The following is a 12,777-nucleotide window of genomic DNA, read 5'->3' on the forward strand; positions in this document are numbered from 1 at the left end:
CCAGCCTTTTCTCCGTCATCAAACCATGGGACAAGCCGCGCCATGGACACCATTCTTTCGATCCGGGGCGTCGCCAAGACGTACAAGTCCGGCACGGTCGCGTTGCAGCCGACCGATCTCAACATCGGCAAGGGCGAGATCTTCGCGCTGCTGGGCCCGAACGGGGCGGGCAAAACGACGCTGATCAGCATCGTGTGCGGCATCGTCACGCCGAGCGCAGGGACGATCACCGCCGCCGGGTTCGACACGGTCCACGATTATCGCGAGACGCGGACCCGGATTGGGCTGGTGCCGCAGGAATTGCTGACCGACGCGTTCGAGACGGTGATGGCGACCGTCACCTTTTCGCGCCGGCTGTTCGGACGGCACGGCGATCCGGCGTTCATCGAAAAGCTGCTGCGCGACCTGACGCTGTGGGACAAGCGTGATGCCAAGATGACCGAGTTGTCGGGCGGTATGAAACGCCGGGTGATGATCGCCAAGGCACTGTCCCACGAACCCGACATCCTGTTCCTCGACGAACCGACCGCGGGCGTCGATGTCGAACTGCGCCGTGACATGTGGCGGCTGGTCCACGACCTGCGGTCGCGCGGCGTCACCATCATCCTGACCACCCATTATATCGAGGAGGCCGAGGAGATGGCCGACCGGGTGGGGGTGATCGCCAAGGGTCGGCTGATCCTGGTCGAGGAGAAGGCGGCGCTGATGCGCAAGCTGGGCAAGAAGACGCTGACGCTGACGCTGCCCGAACCGATCGCCGACATACCCGCGGCCCTTGCGCGCTGGCCGCTGACCCTGTCCGACGAAGGGCATGCGCTGACCTTCGCCTTCGACGCCAATGCCGAGGACAATGGCGTGCGCGCGCTGCTGCGTGCCGCCGATGAAGCCGGGATTGCATGGAAGGATATCGCGACGAAACAATCGAGCCTCGAGGACATCTTCGTCGGGCTGGTGCATGAACAGGAGGGCCGGGCATGACCTTCAACTGGCATGGCGTACTGGCCATCTATCGTTTCGAACTGGCGCGGTTCGGGCGGACGCTGTGGACGTCGCTGGCGACGCCGGTCATCACCACATCGCTGTATTTCGTGGTGTTCGGCACCGCGATCGGCAGCCGGATGAACGAGGTCGGCGGCGTGCCGTACGGCGCGTTCATCGTCCCCGGATTGATGATGCTGACGATGCTGACCGAAAGCATCTTCAACGCCAGTTTCGGTATCTTCATGCCGAAATGGTCGGGCACCATCTATGAATTGCTGTCGGCACCGGTTTCCACGCTGGAAACGCTGGTCGGCTATGTCGGAGCGGCGGCGAGCAAGTCGGTGATCGTCGCGCTGGTGATCTTTGCCACCGCGCATCTGTTCGTCGACGTGCAGGTCGCGCACCCGTTCTGGGCGCTGTGCTATCTGCTGCTCGTCGCGGTGACCTTCTGCCTGTTCGGCTTCATTCTCGGACTGTGGGCCAAGGGGTTCGAACAGTTGCAGGTCATCCCGCTGCTGGTGGTGACGCCGCTGACGTTTCTGGGCGGGGCCTTCTATTCGATCGACATGCTGCCCGGCATTTGGCGGACGATCAGCCTGTTCAACCCGATCGTCTATCTGATCAGCGGGTTTCGCTGGACCTTTTTCGGGGCGGGCGATGTTTCGGTGGCCGCGAGCCTCGGCGCGACGTTCGCGTTCCTGTGCATTTGCGTCACGGTGATCGCGGTGATCTTCCGCACCGGGTGGCGGCTGAAGAAATAAGGGAGTCCGCATGGATCTGGGAATTGCCGGCCGCAAGGCGATCGTGTGCGCATCGAGCGCCGGGCTGGGCCGCGCCTGCGCACTGGAACTGGCGCGGGCCGGGGTCGACGTCGTGGTCAACGGGCGCGACGCGGCGAAACTGGCGGCGACGGCGGCGGCGATCCGCGAAGAGACCGGCGTGACGGTGATCGAGGTCGTCGGAGACCTGTCGACCGAGGAAGGCCGCGCCGCGTTGCTCACCGCCTGTCCCGAACCCGATATTCTGGTCAACAATAATGGCGGGCCGCCGGTCAAACCCTATACCGAACTGGCGGCCGACGGCATCCGCGCCGGGCTGGAGAGCAATTTCGTCACCCCGGCGCTGCTGTTGCAGGCCGTGCTGCCCGGCATGGTCGCGCGCGGGTTCGGACGGGTGGTCAACGTCACCTCGGGATCGGTCAAGATGCCGCTGCCGGGACTCGACCTGTCGAGCGGCGCACGGGCGGGGCTGACCGGGTTCGTCGCGGGGATCGCGCGACAGGTGGCGGGATCGAACGTGACGATCAACGGCCTGTTGCCCGGATCGTTCGACACCGCGCGCATCGCATCGATGAGCGAGGCGGCGGCACAGAAGAACGGCACCACCCCGGCCGAGGAAAAGGCGAAGCGGGCCGAGGCGATCCCGGCCAAGCGGATTGGCGACCCTGCCGAGTTCGGCGCAGCGTGTGCGTTCCTGTGTTCGGACAAGGCCGGGTTTATTACCGGGCAAAGTCTGTTGATCGATGGCGGGGCGTTTCCGGGGATTATGTGAGGTTCACGCGGAGGCGCGGAGGCGCGGAGACACGGAGGAGAAGTAGAAGGGTTGTTCGCGCGGAGGCGCTAAGGACGCAAAGGGTTTGCGTCCGGGACGACCATTGTAGCTTTGGTGAAGCCTCTCGCTCGTTGCGGTCAAGTCGAAGAGCCGCTGTTGCGGCAGGCGCTCCCTCTTTGCGCCCTTTGCGCCTTCGCGCGAAAATCCATCTGCTCCTTCTTCTCCGCGCCCCCGCGTCAACCCCATTCTCCTTTCTCAGAAGATCCCGAGAAACTTTTTCCGCTGTTCCTTGCGCTCGCCACGGTTCGATCGCCCGTCCTCGGCCTTGGCGGTCGTGCCGCGGCCGACATCGTCGCGCGGTTCGCCGCCCTTGGTCCGCTGTGCCCGCGCCGTCGCGCCGGCGAGGATCGGGCCGCAGGCCGCGCCCTTCGCATCGCCCGGATCGACGAACGCCAGCACACCGGCGAGCGGCGTCGCTACGAGGGCGAGGCCGAGGCCCGCACCGGCTCGTCCGAGCAATTCGGGGCTGATGACCGAATAGCGCGGCTGCGCGAAATAGCCGCCGATACCGACCGGCGACTGGCCCGCCAGAAACGAGAAGCGTTTGGAATCGGCGCGAAAGGCCAGATCGATCGATTCGTTGCGGAAGCTGAAACCGCCACGCCCGATCATCACATTCTTTTGCGTATCGATCAGGATCGGGTCCGCCGCCGCGACGCCGCCGCGCACGGTAAAGCCGATCAATCCGCAATTGATCCGCACCGGCTCCTTCAACCGACCCTCGAACATCTTTTGCGCGAAGGTGCCGAGGTCGAGTTCGGACAGCTGCACGTTGCGCGTCCAGAAGCTGCCGGCCGGCAGGATGATCGCGATCCGCCCATTCGACGTAGCCAGCGACTCCTGCACGGTGTCGCCGGAGCCGGTCAGTTTCACCCGCGCCTTGACCGTGCCCGACGTTCCCGCCTCCTCGACGCCCCAGCCGGCCAGCAACCGGCCCATTGGCGTCGGCGACAGGCGTATGTCGTAATCGGTGACGGCCGGACGGCGGCGGGCGTCGATCACCACGTCCGACGCGACATTGCCGCGCGCCATCGCAAAGGTCAGCGGTGACAGCTTCAGCAGGCGGTCGTTCAGATCGAGTGTCAGGTTGACGTCGGACACCGGCAGGCTGCGGGCGCGGACGGTGGCGACCTTGTAATGGACCTTCGCATCAAAATTACGCAGCGCCTCGACATTGAGCTTTGCATCGGGGAGCAGGCGCGGGGCCCCGCCCTCGCGCTGGATCACGCCCGCAGCGCCCTGTGCCTCGACGCGTTCGAGGTCGTAGCCGACGAACGCCGACATATCGACGATGTCGAGCGTGCGCGAGGTCAGGTCGGCGGTCAGCAGCAGGCGCGGTTCGCGCTGGGTGACGGTCAGGCTGCCGGCCAGATCGCTGTCGCCGAACCGCCCGCGCAGCCGCATGAACTTCCAGTCGGCACCGTCCTTGGTCATCCGCCCGGTCAGGCGATAGGTACGGGTATCGGGCGTGACGATGCCCAGCACCGCGAACACGTCCGACAGGTTGCGCCCGCGCAGACGGACGGCAAGGTTCGATCCGTCGAGCTCGGTCGGCCCCGGCAAGGTGCCAGCAAGGATCGCGACCGAACGCGCCACTTCGATCCGTGCGGTCAGTCGATTCTGTCCCCCACGGATCGTCGCGTCGGGCGACTGCAACTGGCCGGTCAGCCGGAACGGACGACCGCGCACCGTCCCCTGCCCCGCCGCACGGATCGCCCCGGCGAATTGCGCGTCGCTGGTTTCGACCGTGTCGAGCGTGAAATTGCCGTCGAGCAGGAATTGCGGGTCACGGTAGCGGATGCGCGTATCGCGGAACGTGCCCGCGCGGACGATCGGCAAATCGAGCTTCTTGCCCGGCTTGTCCGGATCGCCGAAGGTCCAGGTGTTGCGCTTGCGCGCGGCGTCCCAGTGCAGGTCGGCACGCGCGCCGTCGAGCTCGAGCCAGTTGACCCGCCGCCGCCCGAACAGGAAGGTCAGCGTTGCGGTCGAACTGTCGAGCTTCTTCGCCTCGAACAGATTGCCGCCGCCCGCCCAGTCGGGGTTCGATACCGACAATCCTTCGGCAAGGAACTTCAGGTCGACGGGGTTGAAATAGAACTGGAAATCGCCGGCGACCCGGACCGTGCGGCCGCTGCCTGACGTTGCGATCCGTTCGAACGTCCCCTTCAGGAACCGGCCCTTGGTCATGAACAGGATGAGCCAGGCGAGAAACAGCGCGCCGACGATCCCGACGACCGTCCGCAGCGCGATACGCCGCCAGTCGCGGCGGCGGCGGGGGGCGTCGGATGCGCCGGCAGTCGGGGAAACTTCGGCCATCGCTCCTCAACCGTTCGGGTGCGTAACGAGTTCCGGTGGTTGCGTTCGGCCCCTATCCGGGTTAGGGGCGCGCTCTTTCCACGACTCCGAAGGGATTCGCCCGGCCATCTGGGGCTGCCGCGGCAATCCGCACGTCGTGATTTTTGAGGAGACCAAAATGCCCAAGCTCAAGACCAAGAGCGGCGTGAAGAAGCGCTTCAAGCTCACCGCCACCGGCAAGATCAAGCACGGTGTCGCGGGCAAGCGCCACCGCCTGATTTCGCACAACGCGAAGTACATCCGCCAGAATCGCGGGACTTCGGTCCTGGCCGACGCCGACACCGCCCGTGTCAAGGCGTGGGCGCCCTACGGCCTTCGTTAAGGAGTACTGAGCAATGGCACGCATCAAACGCGGCACGACCACCAAGGCGAAGCACAAGCGGATTTTGGATCAGGCGAAGGGCTATTATGGCCGTCGCAAGAACACCATCCGCATCGCGCGCCAGGCCGTCGAAAAGGCCGGCCAGTACGCCTATCGCGACCGCAAGGTTAAGAAGCGCACGTTCCGCGGCCTGTGGATCCAGCGCATCAACGCCGGTGTCCGCGCGGAAGGCATCACCTATTCGCAGTTCATGCACGGCTGCAAGCTGGCCGGCATCGAACTGGACCGGAAGGTCCTGGCCGATATCGCCATGCACGAGGAAGCCGCCTTCAAGGCGATCGTCGCGCAGGCAAAGGCCGCGCTGCCGGAACAGGCCGCTGTCGCTGCGTAACGCGGGCGGTTCCTGTTTTGGGGACATGAGAAACGCCGGTGGGGAGACCCGCCGGCTTTTTTTGTGCCTCAAGATCGTGGGGGACGCCGCCGCGTCACCTCCCTCGTCATTCCCGCGAAGGCGGGAATCCATAGACGCTGCCGTCGCGGCTCCAGTATCGACGTCAGCGTTTATGGGTTCCCGCCTTCGCGGGAACGACGACTGGGCTGGTTATGCGGATACTCGAACCCTGCGTTTATATGATGGCCAGCCGGCGTAACGGGACGATCTATAACGGCGTTACCAGCAACCTGATCCAACGCATCCATTAGCACCGGACCGGCACCTTCTCCAGCTTTACCGCCGACCACAATTGCCACCGTCTGGTCTGGTTCGAACGCCACGAAACCATGGAAGCCGCGATCCAGCGCGAGAAGCGGATCAAGACGTGGAACCGCGACTGGAAGCAGAATCTGGTCGAGCGGGAGAACCCCCACTGGTCCGACCTCGCCACGGGGCTAGGCTTCGTCGCCGTTCCGCAATAAAGCCGGTCGCCTATCCCGACACCTGGAGCGACCGTGACCCCCGATCTCGACCAAATGCGTGCCGACCTGCTCGCCGCCATCGATGCTTCCGCAGGGATCGATGCGCTGGAGGCGGTGCGGGTGCATGCGCTGGGCAAGCAGGGGGCGATCACCGGCCTGCTCAAGACACTGGGTGCCCTGTTGCCCGAGGAACGCCAGACCGTGGCACCCGGCATCCATGCCCTGCGCGAGGCGGTGACGCATGCGATCGGCGCGCGCAAGGCCGATCTGGAAGCGCGGGCGCTGGCCGCCAGGCTGGCGAGCGAGCGCGTCGACCTGACGCTTCCGGTCGATCGGCCTGCGTCGGGCGGGGTGCATCCGGTTGCGCAGGTGATGGACGAACTGGCCGAAATCTTTGCCGATCTGGGCTTCGCGGTGGCGACGGGACCGGAGATCGAGGACGACTGGTACAACTTCACCGCGCTCAATATCCCGGAGACGCATCCGGCGCGGGCGATGCATGACACGTTCTACGCGCAGCGCCGCAGCCCGCAGGGCGAGACCAGCGCAAGCGCGGCCGGCGGCGCCGAAGCGCCGTCCGACGACGGTGGCTCCGCCACCGGCGCGCCCGAACGCTATGTCCTGAGAACCCATACGAGTCCGGTGCAAATCCGCACGATGATGTCCCAGCAACCCCCGATCCGCATCATCGCGCCGGGCCGGGTCTATCGCAGCGATTCGGATGCCACCCACACGCCGATGTTCCATCAGATCGAAGGGCTGGTGATCGATCGCGGCATCCATATGGGGCATCTCAAATGGACGCTGGAGACGTTCCTGAAGGCGTATTTCGAGCGCGACGACATCGTGCTCCGCCTGCGTCCCAGCTATTTCCCGTTCACCGAACCGTCGGCGGAGGTCGATATCGGCTACACGCTGGAAAAGGGCCGGCGCGTCGTCGGTGGTGATCCGGCGAAGGGCAATGGCGGCTGGATGGAGGTGCTGGGCAGCGGCATGGTCCACCCGAAGGTCATCGAAGCGTGCGGGCTGGACCCGAACGAGTGGCAGGGTTTTGCGTTCGGCACCGGCGTCGACCGGCTGGCGATGCTGAAATACGGCATGGACGACCTGCGCCCGTTCTTCGACGGCGATCTGCGCTGGCTCAAACATTATGGATTCTCGGCGCTGGACGTGCCCACGCTGTCGGGGGGAGTGACGGCATGAAGTTCACCTATGGCTGGCTCCGGCAGCATCTCGACACCGATGCGTCGCTCGACACGATCCTCGAAGGGCTGACCCGGATCGGGCTGGAGGTCGAGGGCGTCGAGAATCCGGGCGAGAAGCTCGCTGCGTTCCGTGTCGCCCGCGTGCTGACCGCCGAACGGCATCCGCAGGCCGACAAGTTGCAGGTGCTGTCGGTCGATGCCGGCGACGGACCGTTGCAGGTGGTGTGCGGTGCGCCCAATGCGCGTGCGGGGCTGGTCGGCGTGTTCGGGATGCCGGGCGCGACGGTTCCGGCCAATGGCATGGTGCTGAAGGTCGCGGCGATCCGCGGCGTCGAATCGAACGGCATGATGTGTTCGACCCGCGAACTGGAGCTGGGCGAGGATCATGACGGGATCATCGAACTGCCGGACGATGCGCCGGTCGGCACCCCCTTCCCCGCCTATGCCGGATTGGACGATCCGGTCATCGACGTGAGCATCACCCCAAACCGACAGGATTGCATGGGGGTGCGCGGGATCGCACGCGATCTGGCGGCGGCGGGTTATGGGACGTTGAAGCCGCTGGCGGTGCCGGTGGTTGCGGGCGAGGGAGACGGCCCGAACGTGCGGGTCGAGGACGCCGATGGCTGTCCGGCTTTCTATGCGCAGGCGGTGCGCGGCCTGACCAATGGCGAATCGCCCGACTGGATGCGCAAGCGGCTGAACGCGATCGGGCAGAAGCCGATTTCGACGCTGGTCGACATCACCAATTACGTGATGTTCGATCTGGGGCGGCCGCTGCACGTCTATGACCTGGCGAAGCTGACCGGCGGACTCGTCGCGCGCAGGGCGGTGGCGGGTGAGAGCGTTGTGGCGCTGAACGGCAAGTCGTACACGCTGGCGGGCGGCGAGACCGTGATCGCCGACGATGCGGCGGTGCACGATATCGGCGGGATCATGGGTGGCGAGCATTCGGGCGTGTCGGCGACGACCACCGACGTGCTGATCGAATGCGCGTATTTCACCCCCGAGGCGATCGCGCGGACGGGGCAGAAACTGGCGCTGACCAGCGATGCGCGGACCCGGTTCGAACGCGGGGTCGATCCGGCGTTCCTCGACGACGGGCTTGCCATCGCGACCGAGTATGTGCTGCAATTGTGCGGCGGGACCGCCAGCGGCGTGACGAAGGCGGGATCGCCGCCGGTCGCGCCGCGCACGATCACGCATCAGCCCGAACGGGTGGCGACGCTGGGCGGGCTGGACGTCGCGGAGGATCGGCAGCGTGAAATCCTCGAACGGCTGGGCTTCGTGGTCGGCGATGGCTGGCAAGTGACCGTGCCGTCGTGGCGGCGCGATATCGACGGAACCGCCGATCTGGTCGAGGAAGTGATCCGGATCGAAGGGCTCGACAAGGTCCCGTCGACCCCGCTCGACCGGCCGGCAGGGGTGGCGGTGCCGACCGCGACCCCCGAGCAGAAGCTGGAGCGTCGCATCCGGCGCGCGGCGGCCGCGCGCGGGCTGGCCGAGGCGATTACGTGGAGCTTCATCGCCGAGGACGAGGCCACGCCGTTCGGTGGCGGCGCGTGGGAGGTCGTCAACCCGATCGCCAACGATATGCGGATCATGCGGCCGTCGCTGCTGCCCGGATTGCTGAGCGCGGCGGGCCGCAACCTGAAGCGCGGTCAGTCGAGCGTGCGGCTGTTCGAGATCGGGCGCCGCTATCTGGCCGATGCCGAGCGGATGACCCTGGGCATCGTGTTTGCCGGCGAGCGTGCTCCGCGCGGCTGGCGCGGGGGCAAGGCGCAGGGCTTCGACGCGTTCGATGCCAAGGGTGAGTTGCTGGCGCTGCTGGAAGCGGCGGGGGCGCCGGTCGGCAATCTGCAGGTGATGGACGCGCCCGGCGACGTCTATCATCCCGGACAGTCGGCGACGCTGCGGCTGGGGCCGAAGACGGTGCTGGCGAGCTTCGGCGTGCTGCATCCCATCATCGCCAAGGCGTTCGACCTGCCCGCCGGCACGGTCGCAGGCGAGCTGTATCTCGACGCGCTGCCGGCCAAGCGTGGTGGCGGGGCGATGCGCGGAGCCTATGCCCCGCCGGCATTGCAGGCGGTGACGCGCGACTTCGCGTTCGTCGTGGCCGACAGGGTGACTGGCGACCAGCTGGTGCGGGCGGTGCGCGGGGCGGACAAGGCGACGATCGTCGATGCGCGGCTGTTCGACGTGTTCGAAGGCGCTGGCGTCGAGCCGGGGCACAAGAGCCTCGCCATCGAGGTGACGTTGCAGCCGGGAGCGAAGAGCTTCACCGATGCGGAGTTGAAGGCGATTTCGGACAAGATCGTCGCTGCGGCGACCAAGATCGGCGGGAGCCTGCGCGCATGACCGTGACCCTGACCAATGATACGCTGACCGTGGCGGTCGAACCGCTGGGGGCCGAACTGCATTCGATCAAGGACCGGCAAGGCCGCGAGCTGATGACCAATGCCGACCCGGCCTACTGGACCGGCCATGCGCCGATCCTGTTCCCGATCATCGGCGCGGTGCAGGACGATGAATATCGCGTCGACGGCACGACCTATCCGATGGCCAAGCACGGCTTTGCGCGGCGGCGGAAGTTTACGAAGGTTGCACATAGCGACACATTCGTGCAGTTCGAACTGACCGACGATGAAGAGACGCGCGCCGTTTATCCGTTCGCGTTCATGCTTCACGTGGAACATCGGCTGGAGGGGGCGACGCTGCATACCGAGGTGACGGTGACCAACAGGGGCGACCGCGACCTGCCGGCGAGCATCGGCTTTCATCCGGCATTCGCGTGGCCGCTGCCGTACGGGCGGCCCCGCGCGGACCATCGGATGGTGTTTTCGAATGCCGAAGTTGGCACGGTCGCCGCGATTGCCGATAATGGCACGATCGCGGCGGAGCGGCGGCCCGATCCGGTGGTCGACCGGGTGTTGGCGCTGACCGACGATCTGTTCGCGCGCGATGCGCTGGTTTATGACCCGGTTCGAAGCACTTCGGTGCGGTATGGGGCGGAAGACGGGCCGCAGTTGCGGGTCGATTTTCCGGGGATGCCGAAGCTGGGCATCTGGACGAAGCCGGGTGCCAGCTTCGTGTGTATCGAGCCGTGGGACGGGATTGCCGACCCGGAGGGGTTTGCGGGCGATATCTTCGACAAGCCGGGGATCAACCGGGTCGCGCCGGGGCAGTCGCATCGGGCGGCGATGTCGGTGACGTTGGAGGGTTGATTTTCACGCGAAGGCGCGAGGACGCTAGGAAGGTAGATTTCGCGCAGAGGCGCGGAGGCGCAGAGAGTTTGCGTTCGCGGTGAGGCTTCGCCGCGACAGCGGCTTTCTTTCTCGTTGCAGCGATAGAAGCGGTCTCCCGAACGCGGCCCGCTCGATCCTGCGCAACTCCTCTGCGCCTCTGCGCCTCTGCGCGAAATCTACCTTCTTCACTCTGCGCCTCCGCGCCTTCGCGTGAACCCGCCTTCCTCTTCCCCCCTCGCACGAAGCCAAACTTGCCGCCTCCCCCGCCCCACACTAAAGGCCGGCGATGGACCATATTTCCGATCGCCGCACCTTTGCGATCATTTCCCACCCCGACGCCGGCAAGACCACGCTGACCGAGAAGCTGCTGCTGTTCGGCGGTGCGATCCATCTGGCGGGCGAGGTCAAGGCGCGCGGGGCTGCACGGCGCGCGCGATCGGACTGGATGAAGATCGAGCAGCAGCGCGGGATTTCGGTCACGTCGTCGGTGATGACGTTCGAACGCAACGGCCTGACCTTCAACCTGCTCGACACGCCGGGCCACGAGGACTTCAGCGAAGATACGTATCGCACGCTGACCGCGGTCGATTCGGCGGTGATGGTGATCGATGCGGCGAAGGGCATCGAGCCGCAGACCCGCAAGCTGTTCGAAGTATGCCGGTTGCGCAGCGTGCCGATCATCACCTTCGTCAACAAGGTCGATCGCGAGGGGCGCGATCCGTTCGCGCTGCTTGATGAAGTCGCCGACATGCTGCAACTGGACGTGTGTCCCATGACATGGCCGGCGGGCATGGGCGGCCAGTTCGAGGGGATTTACGACCTGGTCGACAATCGGCTGTTGCAGCCCGAGGTCGGGACCAAGGATTTTCAGGGCAAGGTCGAACAGTTCACCGGGCTGGACGACGATCGCATCGATACGGTGCTGTCCCCGGAAGGGGCCGAGCGGCTGCGCGAAGAGGCCGAGCTGGCGACCGGCGGCTATGCCAGCTTCGACGTCGGGGCGTATCGCGCGGGCGACCTGACCCCGGTCTATTTCGGGTCGGCGCTGAAGGAGTTCGGCGTCGATTCGCTGATCGACGCGATCGCGCGCCACGCCCCCCCGCCCCGCCCACAGCCCGCCGAACCGGCCCCGGTCGATCCGACCGACGACCGCGTGACGGGGTTCGTGTTCAAGGTGCAGGCGAACATGGACCCCAATCACCGCGACCGGATCGCGTTCATGCGGCTGTGTTCGGGCATTTTTAAACGCGGTATGAAGCTGACCCCGACCGGCCATGGCAAGCCGATCGCGATCCATTCGCCGATCCTGTTCTTCGCGCGCGAACGCGAACTGGCCGACGAGGCCTATCCGGGCGACATCATCGGTATCCCCAACCACGGGACGCTTCGGGTCGGCGATACGCTGTCGGAGCGGGCTGACGTGCGCTTCACCGGGCTGCCGAACTTCGCGCCGGAAATCCTGCGGCGCGTGGTGCTGAAGGAGCCGACCAAGACCAAGCAGTTGCGCAAAGCCTTGGACGACATGGCCGAGGAAGGTGTCACGCAGGTCTTCTATCCCGATATCGGGTCGAACTGGGTCATCGGCGTGGTCGGGCAGTTGCAGTTGGAAGTGCTGCTGAGCCGGCTGGAGGTCGAATACAAGGTCGCGGCGGGGCTGGAAATGGCGCCGTTCGAGACGGCGCGCTGGATTTCGGCGGGCGATCCGGTGGATTTGAAAGCGTTCACCGATCTGCACCGGAGCGCGATGGCGAAGGATCGTGACGGGAACCCGGTGTTTCTGGCGAAGAGTGCGTGGGAAGTCGGGTATATTGCCGATCGGTATTCGAAAGTGACGTTCGCGGCGACGCGGGAGCGGTAGAGGGTTTCACGCAAAGGCGCGAAGGGCGCTAAGAAGGAATTGGTTCGCGCAGAGGCGCGGAGACGCGGAGGGGGTTGTGGTCGTGAGGACCGGCTGCGCTCTACAAGCCGAACGTTCGATAAGCGCCGTTGGCGGAGCGAATCGTAAAGGCCTCTACCCCGACCACCCTCGTCACCCCGGACTTGATCCGGGTGTGGATTCACATTCGAAGTGCAACGGGATGAAGGCTTCGGCGGGGGTTTGGAAGCCGAGGCATTTTCGGGGCGTATGGTTGTGTTTGGCGAG

Annotated in this window: 11 protein-coding genes; 10 read left to right on the forward strand and 1 reads right to left on the reverse strand. The window is 65.8% G+C overall.

Annotated features, from left to right (window positions below; genetic code table 11):
* Window positions 1–42 precede the first annotated feature (42 nt).
* Genes ASE50_RS11145 through ASE50_RS11155 form a run of 3 tightly spaced genes read left to right on the forward strand, consistent with a single transcriptional unit; the run spans window position 43 to window position 2,532 of the window.
* Entirely contained in the window at window positions 43–978 is a 936-nt protein-coding gene (locus ASE50_RS11145) for an ABC transporter ATP-binding protein (protein ID WP_056400130.1), read from the forward strand.
* Window positions 975–1,742, forward strand: coding sequence for an ABC transporter permease (locus tag ASE50_RS11150; RefSeq protein WP_056400131.1), 768 nt, complete (start codon window positions 975–977; stop codon window positions 1,740–1,742). Before ASE50_RS11145 ends, ASE50_RS11150 begins: the two co-directional genes overlap by 4 nt.
* A 10-nt stretch (window positions 1,743–1,752) precedes the next feature.
* Window positions 1,753–2,532 carry an SDR family oxidoreductase gene (locus ASE50_RS11155; RefSeq protein WP_056400134.1) on the forward strand — a complete coding sequence of 260 codons (780 nt, stop codon included), beginning with the start codon at window positions 1,753–1,755 and terminating at the stop codon, window positions 2,530–2,532.
* 255 nt (window positions 2,533–2,787) lie between these two features.
* Here the strand turns inward: ASE50_RS11155 and ASE50_RS11160 are convergent, their stop codons facing one another.
* Window positions 2,788–4,908: an AsmA family protein gene (locus ASE50_RS11160; protein WP_056400136.1), complete on the reverse strand. Its 2,121-nt coding sequence runs from the start codon at window positions 4,906–4,908 to the stop codon at window positions 2,788–2,790.
* Between the two features lie 157 nt (window positions 4,909–5,065).
* Here ASE50_RS11160 and rpmI point away from each other — a divergent pair, with 157 nt between their 5' ends.
* From rpmI to ASE50_RS11195, 7 genes are all read left to right on the forward strand, one after another.
* Window positions 5,066–5,269, forward strand: coding sequence for a 50S ribosomal protein L35 (rpmI, locus tag ASE50_RS11165; RefSeq protein WP_055757212.1), 204 nt, complete (start codon window positions 5,066–5,068; stop codon window positions 5,267–5,269).
* Window positions 5,270–5,282: 13 nt separating this feature from the next.
* Window positions 5,283–5,660, forward strand: a complete 378-nt coding sequence (gene rplT / locus ASE50_RS11170) for a 50S ribosomal protein L20 (protein WP_055762009.1) — start codon at window positions 5,283–5,285, stop codon at window positions 5,658–5,660.
* A 389-nt stretch (window positions 5,661–6,049) separates the two neighbouring features.
* Window positions 6,050–6,184: a hypothetical protein gene (locus ASE50_RS19700; protein WP_321163375.1), complete on the forward strand. Its 135-nt coding sequence runs from the start codon at window positions 6,050–6,052 to the stop codon at window positions 6,182–6,184.
* Window positions 6,185–6,238: 54 nt separating this feature from the next.
* Window positions 6,239–7,387 carry a phenylalanine--tRNA ligase subunit alpha gene (pheS, locus tag ASE50_RS11180; RefSeq protein ID WP_200909512.1) on the forward strand — a complete coding sequence of 383 codons (1,149 nt, stop codon included), beginning with the start codon at window positions 6,239–6,241 and terminating at the stop codon, window positions 7,385–7,387.
* Window positions 7,384–9,747 (forward strand): phenylalanine--tRNA ligase subunit beta, encoded by a 2,364-nt coding sequence (gene pheT / locus ASE50_RS11185; protein WP_056400141.1) that lies wholly within the window; start codon window positions 7,384–7,386, stop codon window positions 9,745–9,747. The genes pheS and pheT overlap by 4 nt, the downstream gene beginning before the upstream one ends.
* The gene (locus ASE50_RS11190; RefSeq protein WP_056400143.1) at window positions 9,744–10,613 is read left to right on the forward strand and encodes an aldose 1-epimerase family protein; all 870 of its coding nucleotides are present in this window, start codon (window positions 9,744–9,746) and stop codon (window positions 10,611–10,613) included. The genes pheT and ASE50_RS11190 overlap by 4 nt, the downstream gene beginning before the upstream one ends.
* Before the next feature lie 307 nt (window positions 10,614–10,920).
* A complete protein-coding gene (locus ASE50_RS11195; RefSeq protein WP_056400146.1) occupies window positions 10,921–12,492 on the forward strand; it encodes a peptide chain release factor 3 in 1,572 nt (523 codons plus the stop codon).
* Window positions 12,493–12,777 lie beyond the last annotated feature (285 nt).

Source organism: Sphingomonas sp. Leaf5 (assembly GCF_001421155.1).
GTDB lineage: Bacteria > Pseudomonadota > Alphaproteobacteria > Sphingomonadales > Sphingomonadaceae > Sphingomonas.